Raw genomic sequence first — 21,903 nt, 5'->3', positions numbered from 1 at the left:
TCGTACCCACCCTACCCGATCCGCGTGTCTCCGGGTTCGGTTACGATTTCGTTTTCGATGACACCGACCTGATCAATTTCCAGACGCACCCGGTCGCCCACCTTCAGCCACTTCGGTGGGGTAAACCCACCCCCAACACCCGCAGGCGTACCTGTGAAGATGAGGTCACCCGGCTCCAGCGTGAAGGCGGCAGTGAGATGCGCAATCTGCGCAGGGATGTCATGGATCATGTCGCGTACATGGCCCGTCTGGCGCAGCTCATCATTCACAAAGCTGCGTAGTTCCACTGAAGCAAGATCCTCGATCTCGTCCGGTGTTACAAGAGCCGGACCAAACGGGGCGTGAGTGTCGAAACCCTTGCCCATGATCATGGTCTGGCTCGCGCGCTGCCAGTCACGCACCGAGTAGTCACAGCCGACGCAAAAACCGGCGACGATTTCCATCGCCCGCTCACGTGGCACGTGCCGGCCATGCTTGCCAATGACAACAACCAGTTCGACTTCATAGTCCAGCTGATCAGAAACCTTGGGTAGATGCACGCGGCCGAAGGGCTTGTTGGCCGATGTCGCCTGCTTGTTGAACCATTTCTGCACCTGCGGAGATTTTGTATCCACAAAACTCACACTCTCGGCGGCATGGGCGGCATAGTTCACCCCAATCCCCAAAATCTTGCGGGGGCGCTCCACCGGCGCCAGCAGATCGAGGGTTTTCAACGGGACCGGCAAAGCGTCTGATCCTGTAATTGCCAGCGCATCTTGCAGAGTTGTCGCACCTGTCGGCCGGACGCTGTCCCCGTCCAGAACTCCATAGCGAGCGGTACCATTTTCTGCGAACCGAACCAGCTTCATTGCGTTACTCTCCTGTCACACTTTTTCCGCAAACGCGTTGCAAGCCGTTCATGTGCCGTTGTGATGACACTTGGCAAGGGCTAGGCACAAAGCTTGTATAGAGGATGCCAGTATGGATCTCGGCGTACGTGCCCAGGAGAGCTCGCTCAAGAGTATTTTCGGCCCCAGCGAACGGCTCTGCATGCCGCCCTACCAGAGAAGTTACTCCTGGACGGAGCGCGAGGCTGGCGAACTCCTGACCGACCTTCTTGACGCCGCCGAAACCGGCACACCCCACTTTGTCGGGGCTGTGGTTCTGAACCGCGGTACGGAAGAAGGCTTGCTGGAGATTGTCGACGGCCAGCAGCGCCTCACGACGCTGACCATCCTGCTCTCTGTCCTGCGAGACATTGAATCCGACCCGTCGAAAAGTGCGGAAATTCACGCTCTGATTGCTGACGAGGCACGCCCCATGCTGGGAGAGACCGCGAGTTGGCGCTTGCAACTGAACCATATGGACGGGCCGTTTTTCCGCCACATGATTCAGACCCCCGGTGCCACGCTGCGGCTGGATGGCGAGTCCGGGGACAGTGACAGCCAACGTCGCATGGTTCAAAATGCCCGCACGCTACTGAAGCGCGTGAAGGCCCTGTCAGACACAGATCGGAATGCCCTGGCAGATGTCACGATGAATCGCTGCGCGCTGGTTCGCGTGGTGGTGAACGACAAGGACCAGGGCTTCAAGGTCTTCCGTGTACTCAACACGCGCGGCAAAGAGCCGGGCGCACACGACATCATCAAGACCGAACTGTTCCAAAGGTCGAAGTTCACGACTGAAGAAGCAAGCTTTTACTCAGAGCGCTGGGCCGAGCATGAGGCTGCTCTGGGCGGCAGCGCGTTCGACGACCTGCTTCGCCAGATCCGCTCAATCTATGACAAATCATCGAAGGGTGAGTTGATCACCGGCTTCCTGAAAAACGTCATCCCCAAGATCACCGCACGCGGTTTCCTTGATGACGTCCTGCCCCGCTATGTCGCAGCGTACAAGGTCATCACAACCGCCAATTTGGACAAAGGCCCACACGCCAAACTGATCAGTGACAAGCTGAACCAGATGCGCGCGCTGGATCAGACAAGCTGGCGCGCTCCGGCGCTCAAATTCCTTGTCGAGCATGGCGTTGAACATGAGAGTGCGCCGGAATTCTTCACCAAGCTGGAGCGGCTTTCGTATATCATCATGCTGGTCCTCACTGATCGCGACCAACGCACAAAACGCTTCAACAAGGTGAACGAGAATATCGGCAACAGCCGCACGCTGTATGGCCGCGGGAGCCCGTTCAACATCACCAAGGATGAGTCCCGCCGCGCCTTTGACAGAATGCTTGGCCGGTTCGCAACGTTCGGTCAGAGGCGCTCAATGGCGCTGCGCCTGAATGCGGCGCTGGACGGCGGCTTCACCATTGCCCCTCAGTCTGACGCGACGGTCGAACATGTCCTGCCCCGCAATATCAGCGAAGATAGCCACTGGATGATCACCTGGCCGGATCCGGCCAAGCGGCGCGAGCAGTGCGACACGCTCGGCAATTTCGTCCTGCTGACCAACAAGGTGAACCAGAAAGCCGACCGGCTCGACTATCGCGCCAAGAAAGAAGTCTATTTCAATGGCGGTGGCGGACAGGATTTCGCGCTGACACGAGACCTGGTTGATCAGGAAGCCTGGACGTCAGAAGTGGTTAGAAAACGTACGGAACGGCTCGCCGAAATCCTCATGATAGAATGGCAACTCGCCTGATCGGCTTTTCCTAGCGTGACCCCTGTTCGAAGCGGACTCCTGTGCTAACGAGTTTGCAACGATAAATGTTAGGGAGCCTCACCATGAGCCTGTTCGACCTTACGGGAAAAACTGCTGTCATTACCGGATCTTCGCGTGGCATCGGCAAGTCCATCGCCGAGCAGATGGCCGAACAAGGCGCGCGCGTGGTGATCTCGTCCCGCAAGCCGGGCCCGTGCCAGGAGGTAGCTGACGCGTTGAACGCCAAGCATGGCGATGGGACAGCGATTGCGATCCCGGCCAATATTTCTTCGAAGGATGACCTGAAGAATCTGGCCGAGAAAACACGGGCCGAATTCGGCCAGATCGACATTCTCGTCTGCAATGCGGCGTCGAACCCGTATTATGGCCCGCTGGAAGAGATCGATGACGAATCCTTTGAGAAGATCTTGTCCAACAACATCATCTCGAACCATTGGCTGATCCAGTTGGTCGCGCCTGAAATGAAAGAGCGCAAGGATGGCGCCATCGTCATCATCTCGTCAATCGGCGGCCTGAAAGGCTCAAGTACAATTGGCGCATACAATATCTCCAAAGCTGCCGACTTCCAGCTGGCCCGCAATTACGCACTCGAGCTCGGCCCTCACAATATTCGGGTGAACTGTGTCGCACCAGGCCTGATTAAGACAGATTTCGCCCGGGCCCTGTGGGAGAACCCCGAAATGGCGGCACGCGTAGAAAAAGGTACGCCCATGCGTCGCATCGGTGACCCTGAAGATATTGCCGGCGCCGCTGTCTTCCTCGCGTCCAAGGCGGGCGCCTACATGGCCGGCCAGATGGTGGTCGTGGACGGCGGGTCCGTGATCGTTTGATCCGTGCATCTTACCGACTCTCCTGACTCCGGCCCCGCCGACGAAACCAGTTTCGATACGTTTCGCCAGATCGACATTCGCGTCGGCACCATTATTGAGGCTGCGCCGCTGGAAGGCGCGCGCAAGCCTTCCATCCGCCTCCTGATCGATTTCGGACCGGGCGTCGGCACAAAGAAATCGTCGGCGCAGATAACCGAACATTATTCCCCCGAACAACTGGTTGGACGACAAGTCGCGGCCGTGGTCAATTTCCCACCGCGCCAGATCGGCAAATTCATGTCTGAAGTCCTGACGCTGGGATTTCCGGACACGGATGACCGAATCGTCCTGTTCTCTCCAGATCATCCAGTTCCCAATGGCGCGAGACTCGCATGACAGAACACACGCTTTCCACCCAAGCCAAAACCTTCCTGAGCAACTTGCAGGACGGCACATGGCAGCCTCCGCTCGGCCTCAAGAATCTCGGCATTCGCCCAGACCTCTGGCTGAAGGAATTCGACTATGGCTATACGCGGTATGAGTGGCCGAACACGGGCGACCGCGACATCAGTGAGAACCGCGCCTTCGGCGGTTGGGTAGCCGGCTTTTCTGACCATATCGTATCCATCACGATGGCAAGCGCGCTGGCCGAAGGCGAATGGTTCACGACAATGGAATTGCAGACTCGCATCCTGCGCCCTGTCGGCCACGGCCTGATCACGATCGAAGGCCGACTTGTCAGTCGCGGTCGCACGACCGGACTGGTCGAAGCCGAGTGGAAGGATGCCAATGGACGCCTGCTGGCAAAGATCACCGCCGCCAAGGCCATCCGGACCCGCGACGAGTTGGGCCAGCCTGCAATCTCAAAATAGGGCAATATCAGGACATCAGGAACCTGAGCATCAGCGCCCCGTTTATAGCATAAGCTATTCAAGGAGCTGACCATGATGAAGTCATTGAAATATGTTGCCGCAGCTGGCGCTCTGGGCGCTGCAACCGCACTCGCCACATCTCCAGCATACGCTCAACTCGGCATCGGCGTTGGGGTGGACACCGATGTGGACGTCGGGGTCGGGGTAAGAACCGCTGATCCTCATCCACGTCATCGACACGAAACATATGTTTACGATGGTTACGAGTCCGGTCATTGGCACACGCGCCATGAGATACGTCGTGAGCACCGCTGGAACGCGCGCTATAAAGGCTATGACTGCTACAAATCGTTTCAATATTCGTGGGAAGACGGCGAGCGCGTTCGCTATGACACCACGTTCTGCTACAATGACAATGGCCGCAAGTATGAACCCGATGGCGTTCGTGCAACCGTGAAAGTGCGCTAGCAACTCGATTAACTGACCGTAAAATCCCCGTGCTTCAGGCGCGGGGATTTTACGATGGGAGCAACAGGCATGCGTCTCCATACGAGTAGAAACGGTACTCGCTGGCAATAGCGTGCGCATAAGCCGCCTGCATGATCTCTGTCCCCATAAGGGCGCAGACCAGCATGAACAGGCTGGAGCCCGAAAGGTGGAAATTCGTCACGAGGGCGTCTGTTGCGCGAACGGCGTCACCCGGCTTCAGGAAGATGTCCGTGGGGCCGGTTGCCGCGTGCAGGATACCATCCGTATCAACACAACTCTCCAGTGTACGCATAGCCGTTGTGCCGACTGGCACCACACGGTGTCCACCGGCCCGCGCCGTGTTCAGCTCGGCCGCCACCTCCAGCGTCAAGCGTCGCCATTCCTCATGCAGCCGATTTGCTTCAAGCTGCGCAGCTTCCAGAGGTTTGAACGTGCCGAGTCCAACATGGAGGCGGACGGTCTCCCGGACAATGCCAGCCGCATCGATGTCAGCCAACAAGCGCGGTGTGAAGTGCAAACCGGCTGTAGGAGCGGCAACGGAAGCTGCATCCTCGCCAGCAAACCTGGTCTGATAAGTTTCCCGGTCCAAGGCATCCGCCGGGCGACGACGCGCGATATAAGGCGGCAATGGCATCGCGCCATGGGCATTGAGTGCATTGGTCAACTCATCGCCCGCAAGCGAGAAGCACAATTCTATTTCGCCGCCTTCATGACGACCAGTGATCTCAGCGGAAAAGCCTTCGGCAAAGATAATCGTGTCGCTTTCTTTCAGCCGACGACCCGGCCTTGCGAGTGCGCGCCAGCGCCGCGCATCCATCCGCTCGGTCAGATTGACATCGCACGCCACGTCCTGCCCAAACTGATCGCGCGCCGGACGGACGCCGGTCAATGCAGCGGGCAGCACACGCGTGTCATTGAACACCATGACATCACCAGCTGACAGGTAGCGCGGCAGGTCACGTATAGTCGCATCTTCCAACCGCCCATCGCCATGCACGACCAGCAGACGCGCAGAATCCTGCGGATCAGCCGGGCGCAGCGCAATCAACTGCTCCGGCAGGTCAAACTCAAATTCGGACAAGTCCATGCGGCGATGCCCCGACCAGAAAGTCTCTAGTCTTCAACGACCGTTGGAACGGGCGGCAGGTTACAAACATGCGGACGGCCGGGCCCGGTGATCAGGTCGGCAAACAGATCACTGTCCGTGCGCATGACCCAAGCCTGGGGGCGCTCACCTTCCGGCAGGTCAGCCGCTACGGCGGCCGATTCCAACATGTCCGGATCCGTCACCACTCCATCAGTGCCATCCGGACCTTTCTTGATCGACATGACCACATCCTGCCCGTCAAGCACACGGCCCCAGGCGGTGTACTGCTTGTCGAGATGTTCGGTATGTCCACGCATCAGGAAGAATTGCGAATTGCCGGAGTTCACATCATTGCCAAGGCGCGCAGTAGACACCACGCCCGCGCAATGCGGGATCCAGCTTTCGATGGTTTCGTTCCCTAGGTCTTGAGCCAGCCAAAGCGGGCGGGTCGCGATCGGAAAGCCGTTGATATAGCCATTGTCTGCGTCGTCGCGCTCACCAATCGCATAATCCAGCGGCATCTCCTCCGGATTGCGGCGGAACGTGAATTCAGCTTCGATGCCCGGCAGGCCAGAGCCCACACCATTGATAGCGCGAATGTCGCCACCTTGCGCCATGAAACCTTCGATCACGCGATGGAACTTGGTGCCCGCATAATCGCCAGATCGGATAATGGTGGAGAACTGCTCGAAATGCTTGGGAGCAACTTCCGGGAACGCTTCGATCAGGATGCGCCCCTTGTTGGTATTGAAAATGAACAGGCGCTCTGGGTCCACGGCACGCCAGCTGGCCCTATCGGCCTTGGCGTCTTCAACCGTATAAGTTGCCGGGGCGTCTTCCGCTGGCGCTGCGCTTTCTGTGGTATCGGCCGTGGCTGTCAGGGCGATGGCGGAAGCGGCAAGCGCGAAAGCGGCAAACTTCATTTTTCATACTTCTCCAGCAGGGCCCGTTTTACGTCGGGCGTTACAAACGGCGTGATATCTCCGCCCAGGCTCGCGATTTCCTTCACGAGCCGAGAGGCCACGGCCTGATGCCTAACATCGGCCATCAGAAACACGGTTTCAATGTCGGGATTCAGTTGCTCGTTCATCGCGGTCATCTGGAATTCGTATTCGAAATCCTGAACCGCGCGCAGGCCGCGCACGATAATGTGTGCTTCACAAGCCTCGGCGAACTTCATGAGCAATCCATGCATCGGCATGACCTTAATATCGGCCAGACCCGGTCCGTTCATTTTGGCGCACTCCGACCGCACCATGTCGACACGCTCCTGTAGCGGGAACAGGGGTTTCTTGGCTTCATTGATCGCCACGCCGATAATCAGCGTGTCCACCAGCTTGCGGGCGCGGCCAATGATATCAAGATGGCCGTTCGTCGGCGGGTCGAATGTTCCTGGATATAGTCCAACGCGATGCAAAAGCCTGTCCTCCCCGCCTTTCAGGTCCGATTTACGTACGGGATTTAGTCTCCCGCATCTTCGGCATCATCCATAGCGGTTTCAGCGTCTTCCACAAGCCGTGCGACAGAAACCACGCGTTCGCCATCGGCTGTGCGGAGCACCCAGACGCCACCCGTCGACCGACCGGCAATGCGGATCTGCTCCACAGGCGTACGGATCAGCTGGCCTGCATTAGTGACCAGCATGACCTGATCGCCGTCGCCCACCGTGAAGGATTGCGCAACCTGTTTGACCGGCCCCTGCTTCTTGTCGCGTCCCCAGATGTTCTGGGCGACAAGGCCTTTGCCGCCGCGCCCGGTGACACGGTAGTCATAGGCCGACGAGCGCTTGCCCATGCCGTCATCGGCAATGGTCAGGATGAACTCTTCAGCGGCACCGAGTTCGGCAATGCGTTCAGCGCTCAAGGCAGCCTCGTCGACGGCTTCTTCGCCATCATCGTCCGAGACTTCCTCTTCCTCGCCCGTCGCAGCGCGGCGCATCGCGGCGGCATGCTTCAGATAGCCGCGCGCTTCTTCCGACGTAACGTCCATATGACGCAGGATGCCCATGGAGATCACTTCATCTCCTTCACCCAGACGGATGCCCCGGACACCGGTCGAATTGCGCCCCGCAAAGACACGTACATCCGGAACGGCAAAGCGGATACACTGGCCAAGCGCTGTGGTCAGCAGGATATCGTCCTTCTCGGAACAGATCTTCACTGACACGATGCCGTCATCATCTTCCAGCTTCATCGCGATCTTGCCGTTGCGGTTCACGCGAGTGAAATCTGACAACTTGTTACGGCGGACCGTGCCGGTCTTCGTCGCGAACATGACGTCCAGCTCATTGCGGGACTCATCGTCCTCCGGCAGCGGCATTACGCTTTCGATACGCTCATCGGCGGCCAGTGGGAAGATATTGACCAGCGCCTTGCCGCGCGAGTTCGGCCCACCAATCGGCAAGCGCCAGACTTTCTCCTTGTAAACCATGCCGGCCGAGGAGAAGAAGAGGACTTCAGTATGCGTGGTCGCCGAGAACACGTTCACGACGAAGTCTTCGTCCTTCATGTTCATGCCCGAGCGGCCCTTGCCGCCCCGATGCTGCGTACGATAGGTCGAAAGCGGGGTGCGCTTGACGTAGCCGCCATGCGTCACGGCCACGACCATGTCTTCGACCTCGATCAGGTCTTCGTCTTCCATGTCGATGCCGCCAAAGGCGAATTCCGACCGACGTGGAACAGCGAATTTCTCTTTAACTTCAGAGAGCTCGCCCTTGATGATGTCCAGAACGCGCTGGCGCGACCGCAGGATGCTGAGGAATTCCTCGATCTTCTCGGACAGACCCTTGGCTTCATTGCCAATCTCGTCACGGCCGAGGCCCGTCAGACGGGACAGCTGCAGCGCAAGAATGGAGCGCGCTTGCTCATCGGACAGATAGATCGTGTCGCCGTCGCCCTTGCGGGTCCGGCGGTCCGCGATCAGATCCAGCAGCGGGCCCATATCCATGATCGGCCAAGCTTTCTCGAGCAGAGCTTCGCGGGCTGCATTCGGATCGGGCGAATAGCGTATGATGCGAATGACTTCGTCAATATTGGCCACGGCCATGGCCAGGCCGACAAGAACGTGGGCGCGGTCGCGCGCCTTGTTCAATTCGTGCTTGGTGCGGCGAACCACAACTTCCTGACGGAAAGCCACAAAGCAATCGAGCACTTTGCGCAGGTTCATCAGCTCCGGGCGACCGCCGTTCAGGGCCAGCATGTTGACGCCGAAACTGGTTTGCATCTGGCTGAAACGGAAGAGCTGGTTCAGCACCACTTCCGCGCTCGCATCCTTCTTCAGTTCGACCACAACACGGATGCCGTTACGGTCGGATTCGTCCCGCAGGTCAGCGATGCCTTCGATGCGCTTGTCACGCACGAGTTCCGCGATCTTTGTAATCATCGCGGCCTTGTTCACCTGATAGGGAATTTCGGTCACGATAATGGCCTGACGGCCATTCTTGGCTTCTTCGATATCGGTCTTGGCGCGCATGATCACGCTGCCGCGGCCGGTGGTCATCGCCTTGCGGCTGCCGGACATGCCCATGATCTGGCCGCCGGTCGGGAAGTCAGGACCGGGGACGATTTCGAGCAGGGCGTCTTCATCCAGCGTCGGGTCTTCGATGATTGCCAGTGTCGCGTCGATCACTTCGCCCAGATTGTGCGGCGGGATATTCGTCGCCATACCGACCGCGATGCCGCCAGCACCATTGACAAGCAGGTTCGGATACTGCGCCGGCAGGACAATCGGCTCTTTCTGGGATCCGTCATAATTGTCCTGGAAGTCGACCGTATCCTTGTCGATATCGGCGAGCAGATAGGTCGCCTCCTTCGTCATGCGGCTTTCGGTATAACGCATGGCGGCTGGTGGATCATTGTCGATCGAGCCGAAATTGCCCTGACCGTCTACGAGCGTCACGCCCATCGAGAATGGTTGGGCCATGCGCACCAGCGCGTCATAGATCGCAGAGTCCCCGTGCGGGTGGTAGTTACCCATCACCGCGCCGACGATATTTGCAGATTTCTTGTACGGCTTGCTGGGTGTGTTGCCGCCCTCATTCATCGCATAGAGAATGCGGCGATGAACAGGTTTCAGACCATCCCGCACATCCGGTAGCGCCCGGCTTACGATGACGCTCATCGCATAGTCGAGATAGGAGCTTTTCAGCTCGGATTCGATAGAAATCAGCTCAATGCCGTCCGGAAGGGGCGCGCTGCCCTCACCGCCATTTTCTGGCGTTTCCGGGTCGTCTGGCGGAGTTGTGTCGTCGCTCATGGAGAATTCGTCCTGGCTACGGTGAAATTAACGGGAATCACCTGTTCCGATACAGGAACATGTCTAGCATCCCGCCATGATTGAAACAAATGCGACAGGGCCAAAATAGCAGTAAATACGGGCGAAATCGCCCTAAAACGGGGTCTCGGAAGCAGGGCTCAGCGCCCCGATGGTTTCGAGCGCTTTGCGGACCGCCTCTTTGCGCGTTTTCAGTGCCGGATTTTCAGCGTTCATGTCCAGATTGAACGCGAATGCATATGTACCGGGAGCGCCACCTTCGGTCTGTTCCAGCCAGCCAACATACCAGCCGATATCCGTTTCACCGGGCACACTCTTCCAACCCGTCTTGGCATGGATCGACCAGCCATCACCCTCCTCGGCGAGCATCATTGGAATCGCCTGCTCATAGGTCCGCGCCGAAAGCGGCAGAGTGCGGGCAGACAGTTTCGCGAGAAACACGACTTGCTCCCGCGCGGAGGTCTTCAGCGGGCCCTTCAGCCAATAGGTCTGAATATCATCCTCGGTGCCCGTGTCAGCGTTCCCATAGCCAAAGCGCGCGAGCCAAGTGCTCAGCGCCACACTGCCGATACGCGGCGTGACCGTCTGGTAGATCCACACTGTCGAGCGCTGGAAGGCAGAAGCAAAGTCCTGGCTTTCATTCCACCCCGGCAAGAACCGTGTCTCGCCATCCCACTCAAACCATTCATCGGAGCCGCTGACAGCGCCTGTCTCCAAGGCAATCAGCGTGTGTGGGATCTTGGAGGTCGATGCGGCCACGAAACGCTCAGATGGCCGCTCACCGCTGGTGGTCCATGTCCGACCGTCTTCAAGCCGATAGACGACGAGCGCCGCTGTATCCTGCGTCAGGGATTTGCTGGCAAGGACAGGATCAAGATTTCCGACCGGGACACTCGGCGGAGACTGGCATGCGCCCAGCACGGCGACCAAAGCCACCGCCAACCAGTGCGCAGGATGCCAGCCTGCCCGCATAGCGCTAGAACGGGATCTCGTCGTCGAGGTCCTGGCTGAAACTTTCCTGCGGACCGCTCATCTGGCGCGGCGCGCCAGCCTGCCCCTGATAGCCGCCGAAATCGTTGCCGGAAGACCGGCCACCGCCTTCATTGCGGCTGTCCAGCATGGTCAGCGTGGAGTTGAAGCCGCGCAGCACGACTTCAGTCGTGTAGCGGTCCTGGCCATCCTTGTCCTGCCATTTGCGGGTCTCGAGTTGGCCCTCGATATAGAGCTTGGAGCCCTTTTTGATATAATTCTGGACAACGCGGACAAGGCCTTCGCTGAAAACCGAAACGCGATGCCATTCGGTCTTTTCCTTGCGTTCGCCCGTATTCTTGTCCTTCCACGTCTCGGACGTGGCGAGCGAGAAGCTGGCGACCTGGCCGCCATTCTGGAACTGGCGGACTTCCGGGTCCTGTCCAACATTTCCGACAAGAATGACCTTGTTCACTGATCCTGCCATGGTTCCAACTCCGCTCCGGTCTGTTTCGCTTTCGATTCGAATCCGCTTTTACTCTGCTCAAGGCGGTGTGTCGCCCGCTGCGGTGAGAATTCCCCCGCCTTCGGCATGAAAAAGCAGCGCCCGCTGTATGTTCACATTTTGTTCTTGTCGTCAAGCTGGACTCAAGGCACACATAGGATCTAGCAGATATTTAGTCCCGTTTCGCTGGCGAAACGAGCATCAATCCAGCAGAGAGCCCGTAAATGGCAGAGTCTCCCTTCATCCGCGTGCGCGGCGCCAAGGAACATAATCTCAAGAATGTCGACGTGGATATTCCCCGCGGCGAGCTGGTCGTGATGACCGGCCTGTCGGGATCAGGCAAATCTTCGCTGGCTTTCGACACGATCTATGCCGAAGGCCAACGCCGTTATGTCGAGAGCCTTTCGGCCTATGCGCGCCAATTCCTGGAGCTGATGCAGAAGCCGGATGTAGAGAGCATTGAGGGCCTGTCGCCTGCTATCTCGATTGAGCAGAAGACGACCAGCCGAAACCCGCGCTCGACCGTTGGTACGGTTACCGAGATTTACGACTACATGCGCCTGCTGTGGGCGCGCGTCGGCATTCCCTATTCGCCAGCCACCGGCCTGCCCATCGAGAGCCAGACCGTCAGCCAGATGGTCGACCGCACAATGGACCTGCCCGAAGGCACGCGGCTCTACCTGCTGGCGCCTATCGTCCGTGGCCGGAAAGGGGAGTACCGCAAGGAATTCGCCGAATTGCTCAAGAATGGCTACCAGCGGGTCAAGGTCGACGGCGAGTTTCACGAACTGGAAAACCCGCCCAAACTGGACAAGAAATTCAAGCATGACATCGACGTCGTGGTCGACCGGATCGTCGTGCGCGAGGGCATGGAACAGCGCCTCGCCGAAAGTTTCGAGACGGCGATCGGACTCGCCAATGGCATCGCTATCGGCGAATATGCCGATCTCGAAGACGGCGAGACCGAGCCGAAGCGCATCACCTACAGCGCCAATTTCGCCTGCCCGGTCTCCGGCTTCACAATCCCTGAAATCGAACCCCGCCTCTTCTCGTTCAACAATCCCTTCGGGGCCTGCCCGACCTGTGACGGCCTCGGACAGCAATTGAAGGTTGATGCCGGACTGGTTGTTCCGGACAAGGATCTTGACCTGCTGAACGGTGCGATCGCGCCCTGGGCCAAATCGACCTCACCCTACCAGACCCAGACCCTGCAGGCCCTGTCGGCGCACTACCGATTTGACCTGAAGAAGCCCTGGAACAAATTGTCGGAGGACATCCACCAGATGATCCTGTTCGGCACGGGCGAAGAAGAAATCAATTTCGTCTACGACGACGGCATGCGCCGTTATGAGGTCAAGAAGACGTTCGAAGGCGTCATCCCGAACCTTGAGCGCCGCTATCGCGAAACCGACAGCCAATGGGTGCGTGACGAGATCGCGAAATTTCAGGCAGCCGCACCCTGCCCGGCCTGCGGTGGCAAGCGTCTGAAACCTGAAGCGCTGGCGGTGAAGATCGACAGTCTCGACATTTCCGACGCCTCGGTCTTCTCCATCAAGGATGCTCACATCTGGTTTGGCAATGCGCACAAGGCGCTGACCAAACAGCAGAACGAGATTGCCGGGCGCATCCTGAAAGAAATCAATGACCGGCTCGACTTCCTTAATGATGTCGGCCTGGAATACCTGACGCTCAGCCGCGCCTCCGGCACGCTGTCTGGCGGGGAAAGCCAACGTATCCGGCTCGCCAGCCAGATCGGCTCCGGCCTGACTGGCGTGCTCTACGTGCTGGATGAGCCGAGCATTGGCCTGCACCAGCGCGACAATGATCGCCTGCTGGAAACGCTGAAACGCCTGCGTGACCTTGGAAACTCCGTGATCGTCGTGGAACATGACGAGGATGCTATCCTGACCGCTGACCATGTTATCGACATGGGGCCGGCCGCAGGTGTGCATGGCGGCCAGATCATTGCCGAGGGCACGCCCGATGAGGTGATGGCCAGCCCGAAAAGCCTGACAGCAGACTATCTGAACGGCACCAAGGAAATCCCGATTCCGACGCGCCGTCCGGTCGAGAAAGCCAAGCGCAAAGTGACCCTGAAAGGGGCCACCGGCAACAATCTGAAAAATGTCGACGCGACGATCCCGCTTGGCAGCTTTACCTGCATCACGGGCGTCTCCGGCGGCGGCAAGTCCACGCTGATCATCGAGACGCTTTACAAGGCACTTGCGCGAAAGCTGAATGGCGCGTCGAGCCCGCCACAACCGTACCAAAGTCTTGAAGGTCTGCAGCATCTCGACAAGGTCATCGACATTGACCAGAGCCCGATTGGCCGTACACCACGCTCTAACCCGGCCACTTATACCGGCGCCTTCGGCCCGATCCGCGACTGGTTTGCCGGCCTGCCTGAAGCCAAGGCGCGCGGCTACGCACCCGGCCGGTTCAGCTTCAACGTGAAAGGCGGGCGCTGTGAAGCCTGTCAGGGCGACGGCGTCATCAAGATCGAGATGCACTTCCTGCCAGACGTCTATGTCACTTGCGAAACCTGCAAGGGCAAGCGCTACAATCGCGAGACGCTGGAAGTCCTGTTCAAGGGCAAGTCGATTGCCGACGTGCTGGACATGACCGTGGAAGACGCCGCGAAATTCTTCTCCGCCGTGCCTGCGATTTCGACCAAGCTCGACACGCTGAACCAGGTCGGCCTTGGCTATGTGAAGGTCGGCCAACAGGCGACGACTCTGTCGGGCGGCGAAGCCCAACGAGTGAAGCTCGCCAAGGAGCTCTCCAAACGTGCCACCGGCAAGACGCTCTACATTCTCGACGAACCGACGACCGGCCTGCATTTCGAGGACGTTCGCAAGCTTCTCGAAGTGCTGCACTCCCTCGTCGACACCGGCAACACGGTCGTCGTGATCGAGCACAATCTGGATGTGGTGAAAACGGCGGACTGGGTGCTGGACCTCGGTCCTGAAGGCGGCGATGGCGGCGGCGAACTCGTCGCTTATGGCACACCGGAAGATATTGCTGCCTGCACCGACAGTTGGACCGGTAAACACCTCGCCGAGACGTTCCGACGTCAGGACGAGCGCCGCGCCGCGCGCAACAAGCGATTGCGAGCCGAAGGCACGAGCAAGGTAAAGCCTGCCGCCAAACCGGAGAAGGCCGCCGCAAAGGCGCCTGCGAAAGCCAAAGCTGCAGCCAAGCCGAAGGCCAAGGCCCCGGCAAAGGCCGCAACCAAGGCAACGCCAAAAGCAAAGAGCCCGGCAAAGCGGAAATCCCGCACGCCGAGCCCTGCCAAGTAGTCGCCTGTCGCGCTAGACGAAAGTTTCGTTGATCGCCGCAGTGTCCGTCCAGTTCGGGTCGGTCTTCGCAGCCAGCGCTGCGGGGCCACCGAACACATGCATCATGATGCCAGCCAGCCCCATATAGATCAGCCCGAAGAAAATCGTGGGGATGATGAATCCCGGCGATGCAAAGGCAACAAGTATCGCGGCCGGATCGTCCGATCCGCTCTGCATGACCGGCATCAACGCCAGGACAGCGGTCACCGCGAAGACCAGATACAAGACAAAGATGATCGCCATCATGATCAGCGCCAGGATCAGCCAGCTGCCGATCAACGTCCACACCTTGCCTTTGGTGGCGCGCCACGCACTGCCGAACCGAATCTTGCGATCCCGAATGGTCATGGCGGCCGCGGGTGAGAAGCGCACAGCAACCCATATTGCAAACACCGTGTAGGCAAGCATGACAATCACCGCCACAGCTCCGGCGGCCATGGCGCCATCACCGCCCGCGGCGGCTCCGATGATCATGGGGATCATCATCAATATGAACATCCCTATATAAAGCAGGATCAGCAGACCGAACCAGAACAGGCCGACCACGAACAGGCGGCCTTCATCACCGCCAAGCTTCAGGCTGAACCCGTCGGCGCGCATGTAGCGCCGCTGGCTGGCGGCTTCGAACATGATCCACATCAGGATACCAAAGACAAAAGAGACCAGATAGCCGAGCGCCACCCGGCCCATATTCTCCAGCACCACCTGATCCATCATGTCGGGATCTTCCATGACGATGGGATTGAACGCAGCACCATAGATGGGCGCCATGAGGTAGAGGCTGAGCCCCTGCACAACAATTCCGATCAGCGCATACGCCAACGCATATTTCCAGAGAAACCCTTTCGGTCCCCCGGTTTTGCGGAAGTGCCCCATCGCATTCCCGACTGAAAATTCCAGAGTATTCATCAGCTCGCCCTCTCTTTAGCTGAAAATATCCACACGATACGTATCGTCCACACTGCCGCGCGGGTCATGCCTCGCCGCAAACGCAGCCGGCGCGCCAGCGACATGCATGAGCAGCCCCGACAGGAACAGGCGCGCGATCAGGTAGACGGCCAACACCACGATCACCCCACTGCTCATGAAGGCTGCGGCAATGTCATCGCCAGTCTGAACATTCTCAAATGCTGGCGCTATCATGAACATCATAGGCAACTGGAGCAGTTGGTCGGCGATGCTGACGACGATTCCACCCACGATGCTGAGGATGAGATATGCACCGAGGATTGGCCAAAACCGGCCACGCGACACGTTCCAGGCATCGAAAAACCGGAAAGCCTTGTCTTTTATGGTGAGACCAAAACACGGTGCCAACCGCGTCGCGAAAAACGCGTAGACAAAAAACAGCACGATCCAGAGCCCGAATGCACCCAGGATCGTACCCACGACGCGGCTCGCGATCTGTGACTCGGTAACGCCATCGGCCGCAAGCCCCACTGCCGTGGACACGGCCCCAAAGAACATGAGCACCGGTACAATGATGAACAGGGTTTGCATCACGGCCCAACAGAGTCCGACCGCCATCATTCGTATTTCATCCCCTCCGAAACCGAGGGAAAATCGCTCATCGCGAACATATCGCCGTTGCGACGCGGCTTCGAACATTGCCCAGATGATCCAGCTGCCGAGCATGGCGAAGACCGCCCACCCGACCAGTGGCTCCATCGCACCCAATATCGCGGCGAATACGGCTTGAGGGTCCCCCCGACCGACCGAGGCCTGCTCCAGCATTTCTATGGTCTGGAATACTTGTAAAAAATCGTCTTTGGCGAAAATCAGGATCGCCAAGCTGAACAGGGTGAACACACCGGCAAAGGCGAGAGGAAAGACCCAGAGAAAGCTACGGACATGCGCCGCACGGAACGCGAACATCAGCGCGCCATCAAATGAAAACCGGCTTGGCATGTGGCAGAGCCCCCCCCTGAACTGCTTATCAGGCGTCAGGATAGGACGATTTAGATGACAGGTGCAATCATTCGCTTGGCTCGGTACCAGGATGCAGCTGGTGCAGGGTGGCCACCGCCAGGCCATGTCCGCCAAGCAGGAACGGCACCAGCAGGGCCATGCCAATCGCGCCTGACAGGAAGGCCCCAATGGCGCTATCGCCCCAGATATCCCGCAAGGTCCAGTTGATCAGAACCGCCACAGCAAATGGCAGGATATGTGTCGCCAGTCCCGCGAGACCGAGTTTCACAGCGTGGCCCTTGGTCCATGGCCATGTGCGAAACACCAGTGTCTGGCTCGTCGCAACCGTTGCAGCGCCAACCAGTAACAGACGCAATGCCATGAAGAACAGTATGGCTGCACCCGCCAGACAGGCAAGGATCAGCACCACGCCATAAGCGGTCGACAGCATGTCGATCAGCGCGGCCTGCACGACTTCTGGCGGCGTCTCCGCATCAACATCCACCCGACCGGAAGCCTTGAGCAGGATTCCGGGCAGAATCAGGAGGAAGAACCCGATGAAGACACCCACAAACAGGAATGCCACGTAGATCGCCAGATTTGCATGGGCGAGGCGCAACCGGTCTCCCGTCCCGGTGTCCAGCATGGCGCGGTACACAACCAGCGAAAATTCGATGCCAACTACGAACACGACCAGCGCAGCAATAGCCGGCGCTGCATCGCCCATTGAAGATCCAGGTCCCACGGCGAACGTGTAAACCCCGCCTGCCACAATCAGGGCCAGCATGATGACCAAGCTGGGCCGCGCCGCTTTCAGCGCAAGGGACCAAGCCTCTGAAACAAGGCCGGGAATGGAGAGTTCACGAGTCATATCCGACTCCTTACACGCCTCACCGCGCGCTCGCCACGAGGAATCACGGCAAACGCCATCTTGACGGAGGGGCCGTCGCCCCGCACATCCGGCCCATGAGCATCAAACCCATTCATATTATCGGCGGCGGCATGGCCGGGTCGGAGGCCGCCTGGCAGGCCGCAAATGCAGGCGTGCCCGTCATCTTGCACGAAATGCGTGGCGTCAAAGGCACCGATGCCCACCAGACCGACAAACTGGCGGAACTGGTCTGTTCCAACTCGTTCCGGTCAGACGATCACGTCTCGAACGCCGTCGGTGTGCTGCATGAGGAAATGCGCCGCGCGAATGGCCTGATCATGCATACGGCAGCCGAGCACCAAGTGCCCGCCGGCAGCGCGCTGGCCGTGGACCGTGAAGGCTTTGCCGAGGCGGTTACCGCCAAGCTGGAAGCCCACCCGAACGTCACCATCGTCCGCGAGGAAATCGACGATATCCCGCCCGAAGACTGGGACAGCGTGATCGTGGCCACCGGGCCGCTCACCTCGCTCAAGCTCGCGGAAGCCATCCACGCCCATACTGGCGAGGATGATCTCGCTTTCTTCGACGCCATCGCGCCAATCGTCTATTTCGACTCCGTCGACATGACCAAGGCTTGGCGCCAGAGCCGCTATGACAAGCCCGGACCCGGAGGTGACACAGCGGCGTATATCAACTGCCCGCTGGATGAAGACCAGTACAATGCCTTCATCGACGCGCTGATCTCGGGCGAGAAGACCGAGTTCAAGGAATGGGAAAAAAACACGCCTTACTTTGAAGGCTGCCTGCCGATTGAAGTCATGGCAGAGCGCGGTCGCGAGACGCTGCGATTCGGACCGATGAAACCGGTCGGCCTGACCAATCCACACCAGCCGGACATCAAGGCGCACGCCATCGTCCAGCTGCGCCAGGACAATGCCCACGGCACCTTGTGGAACATGGTCGGCTTCCAGACCAAGCTTAAGTATGGCGCGCAAACCGATATCTTCCGGATGATCCCCGGCCTCGAAAAAGCAGAGTTTGCGCGGCTTGGCGGCATCCATCGCAATACGTTCCTGAATTCGCCGAAACTGCTCGACGAGCAGCTGCGCATGAAAACCCTGCCGCGCTTGCGCTTTGCCGGTCAGGTTACCGGCGTCGAAGGCTATGTCGAAAGCGCGGGCATGGGCTTGCTCGCCGGCCGCTTTGCCGCGGCAGAGCGCCTTGGCCGTCCATTGGCGCCGCCGCCCGAGACGACCGCACTCGGCTCGCTAATCCGCCACATCACCGGCGGACACCTTGAAGGCAAGGCGACGTTCCAACCGATGAACGTGAATTTCGGCCTGTTCCCTGAGATCACCGACTTCCCCAAACACGGGCCCGACGGCAAGCGCCTGCGCGGCAAGGACAAGGGCCGCGCCAAGAAACGCGCGCAGGCCGTACGCGCACTGGAAGATTTTGATTCCTGGCTGTCGGCAACCAGCCTGGTCCCGGCAGAATAAACATGCGCCTCGCCGTCACAGAGCCCGGCGTGCCCGAGATTTTCCATTCGCTACAAGGCGAGGGCGTCTCGGCCGGCAAGCCGAGCGTGTTCGTGCGCCTGTCGCAATGCAATCTCCACTGCCTCTGGTGCGACACGGCCTATACATGGAATTTTCTGGGGACGGAGTTTGCTCATCGCGATGACCTGCCGGGCGCCCCGAAAAAATTCGACCGCACAGCAGAAACCGTCGATGTATCTGTCGACTCCCTGACCGAGAGGCTGATCAGCCAGCCTTGCCGCCGCATCATCTTCACCGGTGGTGAACCTTTGCTGCAACAACGCGAACTCGGTGAGTTAATCCAAAATCTCAAAACCTTCGACCCAGACTTCTATATCGAGATCGAAACCAATGGTACGATCAAGCCTATTGGTCTCGCGGCGGAGCTGATCGACCAGTTCAATGTCTCGCCGAAGCTGGCCCATTCCGGCAATTCGGCCTCAATCCGTCTCAGGCCCGAAGTGCTCGACTTCTATGCGAGCGACCCGCGCGCGAACTTCAAGATCGTCGTCGCAAACCCGTCAGACCTCACAGAAGTTCACGCCCTTGTTGCACAATCCGGTATGCCCACCGGTCGCGTATGGCTGATGCCCGAGGGCCGTACGCCCGCCGAACTTCGTGCGCGAGAAACATGGCTTGCCAAAGCATGTCTTGAAGCTGGCTACAATTTCACCGACCGCCTGCACATCCATCTGTATGGCGATACACGCGGCACCTGAGCCTTATTTGGCCAGCATCCACACAGCCATTGCGATCATCATCAGGTTTTCGGTCAGTGAGACAAAGCCCAGCGGCACATTGCTGTCTCCGCCGACACAGGCGCATTTTAGGTCTCGCTTCTCGATATAGACCGCACGGAAAACTGATACCGCACCAATCGTGCCTATGAACAGGGCGACCGGCGCCGCCAGAAAGATCAATGCGCCGGCAATCATCAGCACGCCTGCCAGCAATTCCGCAAACGGATAGATATAAGCGTACCTGACCCATTTCCGCGCCAACAGGTCGTAGCCGAGAAACGAATTGGAGAAGCTTTCAAGGTCCCGCAATTTCTGGATGGACAGGATGCACATGCTGATCGCAATGAACCACTCCGCTGCACGGATGGTCAGCAAGCTGCCATAGGTGGCCCAGCTGACAGCTAGCGCCATCAGGGCAGCCGACGCGAAGATGGCCATGACCGGCGTATAGGTCTTCGTGTTCTTGTCCTTCGCAGGCTGGCCGAAGAATTCCTTCAAGGCGTCGTATCCGCCGATCCGCTTTCCGTCGATGAAAGTCTGAGGCGTCGTCTTTACATCATGCTCTCGCTTGAAGGCATCGGTCTCCTCGCGGCTGGTCAGGAGATGATCATCCACCGCATACCCTTTGCGGTTCAGAAGCGCCCGGCTTTTCAGCCCGAACGGACAGACATGCGACGGTGTTTTCAACCGGTAGAGATGGGCGACGGGTTTGGTCGTAGACATGGGAAACTCCGATTGTGGACTTCAGACCTTGCCTATATAACCCCCGTACCATGGTACGGTTGCAACAAGATCTTCAAATCTCGATTGGAAAATTGGCCAAAGCTGGAGGCGTAGGTGTGGAAACCGTTCGCTATTATCAGCGTCTGGGTCTGATGCCGCTACCGGAGCGCCCGCAAGGCAGTGGCGTCTCAGGTGGCATCCGCCAATATGGCCGGGCAGATATGGAACGCCTTCGTTTCATTCGCTCTGCGCAGGCCGCCGGCTTCACGTTGAAGCAAATTGCCCGCCTGATCGAACTCGACGCGATGACAGACCGCACGGAAGCGAGACAAATGGCAACAGATCGCCTCAAGGCGCTGGATGCCCAGATCAACGAGCTACAGCAGGCCCGGGCGTCATTGAAACGGCTTGCGGAAGAATGTGCATATGAGGATGGCGGCCCATGCCCCATCTTGAAGGCGTTCGAGCCCTAGACCTTGCCGCTACGGACCGCCTGCAGCACGCAGAGCCGTTTCTGGATCGCGTTCGGCGTCTTGCCCTCGGTGTAGAGTTTGCGCAGCCGGAAATGCGCAATGGCTGGCCGGATCGGCTTCGGTGCAGGCGGCAGGATCGGGCCGAATGCCTTGGAGTCAGAGCGGCGAGCGGCGGCAAAATAGGGCGCGACGTTCCGGATTTCCTCAGCCCAGTTATGCATCGGCGTCAGCACATGCGCCGCCGTCAGCGCAAGCCAGCCTTCCGGTTCCAATGCCCGGTCCTGCGCTTCAAAGGCAGCCTGATAACCATCAATCAGATCCTGCAAGGCGCGTGTTTTCAGGCGCCCGGCCTCGATCTCTTCTTTCAAGGCCCGCGCGACGTCATGTTCGCGCACTTTGCCCATTTCAATTTCGGAAATTGCATCCCGCCACCATTGGAACCGGATCAGGCCAAGACCCTCTTCCGAAACCACCAGGCGCACCCGTGCCAGCTCGTATGCCAGCGCATAAAGTGCCGTCAGCGCCTGTCGCTGATCGTCCTTCGCATAGCGGCTGGAAATCCAGCGGTCTTCGTCTGCCCGCAGAATCCGCTTGTCGATTGCGGCCCATTGAGATTTGGAAAGAGGGCTAGTCTGGTTTGACATGCAACCCATATGTGGGAAGACGCGT

The 21,903-nt window shown here is 58.9% G+C and carries 21 protein-coding genes; 9 read left to right on the top strand and 12 right to left on the bottom strand.

Annotated features, from left to right (window positions below; translation table 11 throughout):
• Positions 1–11 precede the first annotated feature (11 nt).
• Positions 12–848, bottom strand: a complete 837-nt coding sequence (locus tag B2P82_RS02205) for a fumarylacetoacetate hydrolase family protein (RefSeq protein ID WP_034814122.1) — start codon at positions 846–848, stop codon at positions 12–14.
• Positions 849–960: 112 nt separating this feature from the next.
• Here B2P82_RS02205 and B2P82_RS02200 point away from each other — a divergent pair, with 112 nt between their 5' ends.
• From B2P82_RS02200 to B2P82_RS02180, 5 genes are all read left to right on the top strand, one after another.
• On the top strand, positions 961–2,619 hold the full coding sequence (locus B2P82_RS02200) for a DUF262 domain-containing protein (protein WP_034814124.1): 1,659 nt from the start codon (positions 961–963) through the stop codon (positions 2,617–2,619).
• A gap of 83 nt (positions 2,620–2,702) precedes the next feature.
• Positions 2,703–3,470, top strand: a complete 768-nt coding sequence (locus B2P82_RS02195) for an SDR family NAD(P)-dependent oxidoreductase (RefSeq protein ID WP_034814125.1) — start codon at positions 2,703–2,705, stop codon at positions 3,468–3,470.
• A gap of 3 nt (positions 3,471–3,473) precedes the next feature.
• Positions 3,474–3,845, top strand: a complete 372-nt coding sequence (locus B2P82_RS02190; RefSeq protein WP_290494835.1) for a tRNA-binding protein — start codon at positions 3,474–3,476, stop codon at positions 3,843–3,845.
• Positions 3,842–4,321, top strand: a complete 480-nt coding sequence (locus tag B2P82_RS02185; RefSeq protein ID WP_034814129.1) for a PaaI family thioesterase — start codon at positions 3,842–3,844, stop codon at positions 4,319–4,321. Before B2P82_RS02190 ends, B2P82_RS02185 begins: the two co-directional genes overlap by 4 nt.
• A gap of 72 nt (positions 4,322–4,393) precedes the next feature.
• Positions 4,394–4,789, top strand: a complete 396-nt coding sequence (locus tag B2P82_RS02180; RefSeq protein ID WP_290494832.1) for a hypothetical protein — start codon at positions 4,394–4,396, stop codon at positions 4,787–4,789.
• Positions 4,790–4,838: 49 nt separating this feature from the next.
• On the opposite strand, the gene queA is transcribed toward B2P82_RS02180, so the two are convergent.
• The 6 genes from queA to B2P82_RS02150 form a co-directional block, all read right to left on the bottom strand.
• Complete coding sequence (queA, locus tag B2P82_RS02175) at positions 4,839–5,897, bottom strand: tRNA preQ1(34) S-adenosylmethionine ribosyltransferase-isomerase QueA (RefSeq protein WP_290494830.1); 1,059 nt, start codon at positions 5,895–5,897, stop codon at positions 4,839–4,841.
• Positions 5,898–5,923: 26 nt separating this feature from the next.
• Complete coding sequence (locus B2P82_RS02170) at positions 5,924–6,820, bottom strand: peptidylprolyl isomerase (RefSeq protein ID WP_290494828.1); 897 nt, start codon at positions 6,818–6,820, stop codon at positions 5,924–5,926.
• Positions 6,817–7,314, bottom strand: coding sequence for a pantetheine-phosphate adenylyltransferase (gene coaD, locus B2P82_RS02165; protein ID WP_034814135.1), 498 nt, complete (start codon positions 7,312–7,314; stop codon positions 6,817–6,819). The genes B2P82_RS02170 and coaD overlap by 4 nt, the downstream gene beginning before the upstream one ends.
• A 44-nt stretch (positions 7,315–7,358) precedes the next feature.
• Positions 7,359–10,151 (bottom strand): DNA gyrase subunit A, encoded by a 2,793-nt coding sequence (gyrA, locus tag B2P82_RS02160; RefSeq protein WP_290494826.1) that lies wholly within the window; start codon positions 10,149–10,151, stop codon positions 7,359–7,361.
• Between the two features lie 132 nt (positions 10,152–10,283).
• Positions 10,284–11,141: an OXA-1090 family carbapenem-hydrolyzing class D beta-lactamase gene (gene blaOXA / locus B2P82_RS02155; RefSeq protein WP_290494824.1), complete on the bottom strand. Its 858-nt coding sequence runs from the start codon at positions 11,139–11,141 to the stop codon at positions 10,284–10,286.
• A gap of 4 nt (positions 11,142–11,145) precedes the next feature.
• The gene (locus B2P82_RS02150; RefSeq protein ID WP_034814137.1) at positions 11,146–11,625 is read right to left on the bottom strand and encodes a single-stranded DNA-binding protein; all 480 of its coding nucleotides are present in this window, start codon (positions 11,623–11,625) and stop codon (positions 11,146–11,148) included.
• Positions 11,626–11,867: 242 nt separating this feature from the next.
• Here B2P82_RS02150 and uvrA point away from each other — a divergent pair, with 242 nt between their 5' ends.
• Positions 11,868–14,942: an excinuclease ABC subunit UvrA gene (gene uvrA / locus B2P82_RS02145; RefSeq protein ID WP_290494822.1), complete on the top strand. Its 3,075-nt coding sequence runs from the start codon at positions 11,868–11,870 to the stop codon at positions 14,940–14,942.
• Positions 14,943–14,954: 12 nt separating this feature from the next.
• Here uvrA and B2P82_RS02140 read toward each other — a convergent pair whose 3' ends face one another.
• From B2P82_RS02140 to B2P82_RS02130, 3 genes are all read right to left on the bottom strand, one after another.
• Complete coding sequence (locus B2P82_RS02140; RefSeq protein ID WP_290494820.1) at positions 14,955–15,890, bottom strand: hypothetical protein; 936 nt, start codon at positions 15,888–15,890, stop codon at positions 14,955–14,957.
• 15 nt (positions 15,891–15,905) lie between these two features.
• Positions 15,906–16,889 carry a hypothetical protein gene (locus tag B2P82_RS02135; protein ID WP_290494818.1) on the bottom strand — a complete coding sequence of 328 codons (984 nt, stop codon included), beginning with the start codon at positions 16,887–16,889 and terminating at the stop codon, positions 15,906–15,908.
• Positions 16,890–16,956: 67 nt separating this feature from the next.
• Entirely contained in the window at positions 16,957–17,760 is an 804-nt protein-coding gene (locus tag B2P82_RS02130) for a hypothetical protein (RefSeq protein ID WP_290494816.1), read from the bottom strand.
• 95 nt (positions 17,761–17,855) lie between these two features.
• Between B2P82_RS02130 and trmFO the strand changes: the two genes are divergently transcribed.
• Positions 17,856–19,259, top strand: coding sequence for a methylenetetrahydrofolate--tRNA-(uracil(54)-C(5))-methyltransferase (FADH(2)-oxidizing) TrmFO (gene trmFO / locus B2P82_RS02125; protein WP_290494815.1), 1,404 nt, complete (start codon positions 17,856–17,858; stop codon positions 19,257–19,259).
• Positions 19,260–19,261: 2 nt separating this feature from the next.
• Positions 19,262–20,017, top strand: coding sequence for a 7-carboxy-7-deazaguanine synthase QueE (locus tag B2P82_RS02120; RefSeq protein ID WP_290494813.1), 756 nt, complete (start codon positions 19,262–19,264; stop codon positions 20,015–20,017).
• A 3-nt stretch (positions 20,018–20,020) separates the two neighbouring features.
• Here B2P82_RS02120 and B2P82_RS02115 read toward each other — a convergent pair whose 3' ends face one another.
• Complete coding sequence (locus tag B2P82_RS02115) at positions 20,021–20,761, bottom strand: MauE/DoxX family redox-associated membrane protein (RefSeq protein WP_290494811.1); 741 nt, start codon at positions 20,759–20,761, stop codon at positions 20,021–20,023.
• Positions 20,762–20,811: 50 nt separating this feature from the next.
• Here B2P82_RS02115 and B2P82_RS02110 point away from each other — a divergent pair, with 50 nt between their 5' ends.
• Positions 20,812–21,234 carry a MerR family DNA-binding protein gene (locus tag B2P82_RS02110; protein ID WP_349679718.1) on the top strand — a complete coding sequence of 141 codons (423 nt, stop codon included), beginning with the start codon at positions 20,812–20,814 and terminating at the stop codon, positions 21,232–21,234.
• Here B2P82_RS02110 and B2P82_RS02105 read toward each other — a convergent pair.
• Positions 21,231–21,878, bottom strand: coding sequence for a squalene/phytoene synthase family protein (locus B2P82_RS02105; RefSeq protein ID WP_290494809.1), 648 nt, complete (start codon positions 21,876–21,878; stop codon positions 21,231–21,233). The two genes, B2P82_RS02110 and B2P82_RS02105, sit on opposite strands and share 4 nt — an antisense overlap.
• Positions 21,879–21,903 lie beyond the last annotated feature (25 nt).

This window comes from Hyphomonas sp. UBA4494 (assembly GCF_002388935.1).
In the GTDB taxonomy this organism is placed as follows: Bacteria; Pseudomonadota; Alphaproteobacteria; order Caulobacterales; family Hyphomonadaceae; genus Hyphomonas.
This window is presented reverse-complemented; position numbering and strand designations above follow the sequence as displayed.

Excerpts from the sequence above, each read along its gene's own strand:
- B2P82_RS02105 (WP_290494809.1), bottom strand. The coding sequence starts at position 21,878 with ATGTCAAACCAGACTAGCCCTCTTTCCAAATCTCAATGGGCCGCAATC.
- blaOXA (WP_290494824.1), bottom strand. The coding sequence starts at position 11,141 with ATGCGGGCAGGCTGGCATCCTGCGCACTGGTTGGCGGTGGCTTTGGTC.
- trmFO (WP_290494815.1), top strand. The coding sequence starts at position 17,856 with ATGAGCATCAAACCCATTCATATTATCGGCGGCGGCATGGCCGGGTCG.
- B2P82_RS02200 (WP_034814124.1), top strand. The coding sequence starts at position 961 with ATGGATCTCGGCGTACGTGCCCAGGAGAGCTCGCTCAAGAGTATTTTC.
- B2P82_RS02180 (WP_290494832.1), top strand. The coding sequence starts at position 4,394 with ATGATGAAGTCATTGAAATATGTTGCCGCAGCTGGCGCTCTGGGCGCT.
- B2P82_RS02170 (WP_290494828.1), bottom strand. The coding sequence starts at position 6,820 with ATGAAGTTTGCCGCTTTCGCGCTTGCCGCTTCCGCCATCGCCCTGACA.
- uvrA (WP_290494822.1), top strand. The coding sequence starts at position 11,868 with ATGGCAGAGTCTCCCTTCATCCGCGTGCGCGGCGCCAAGGAACATAAT.
- B2P82_RS02185 (WP_034814129.1), top strand. The coding sequence starts at position 3,842 with ATGACAGAACACACGCTTTCCACCCAAGCCAAAACCTTCCTGAGCAAC.
- B2P82_RS02150 (WP_034814137.1), bottom strand. The coding sequence starts at position 11,625 with ATGGCAGGATCAGTGAACAAGGTCATTCTTGTCGGAAATGTTGGACAG.
- B2P82_RS02130 (WP_290494816.1), bottom strand. The coding sequence starts at position 17,760 with ATGACTCGTGAACTCTCCATTCCCGGCCTTGTTTCAGAGGCTTGGTCC.
- B2P82_RS02120 (WP_290494813.1), top strand. The coding sequence starts at position 19,262 with ATGCGCCTCGCCGTCACAGAGCCCGGCGTGCCCGAGATTTTCCATTCG.
- B2P82_RS02135 (WP_290494818.1), bottom strand. The coding sequence starts at position 16,889 with ATGCCAAGCCGGTTTTCATTTGATGGCGCGCTGATGTTCGCGTTCCGT.
- B2P82_RS02195 (WP_034814125.1), top strand. The coding sequence starts at position 2,703 with ATGAGCCTGTTCGACCTTACGGGAAAAACTGCTGTCATTACCGGATCT.
- queA (WP_290494830.1), bottom strand. The coding sequence starts at position 5,897 with ATGGACTTGTCCGAATTTGAGTTTGACCTGCCGGAGCAGTTGATTGCG.
- B2P82_RS02140 (WP_290494820.1), bottom strand. The coding sequence starts at position 15,890 with ATGAATACTCTGGAATTTTCAGTCGGGAATGCGATGGGGCACTTCCGC.
- B2P82_RS02115 (WP_290494811.1), bottom strand. The coding sequence starts at position 20,761 with ATGTCTACGACCAAACCCGTCGCCCATCTCTACCGGTTGAAAACACCG.
- B2P82_RS02205 (WP_034814122.1), bottom strand. The coding sequence starts at position 848 with ATGAAGCTGGTTCGGTTCGCAGAAAATGGTACCGCTCGCTATGGAGTT.
- B2P82_RS02110 (WP_349679718.1), top strand. The coding sequence starts at position 20,812 with ATGGTACGGTTGCAACAAGATCTTCAAATCTCGATTGGAAAATTGGCC.
- gyrA (WP_290494826.1), bottom strand. The coding sequence starts at position 10,151 with ATGAGCGACGACACAACTCCGCCAGACGACCCGGAAACGCCAGAAAAT.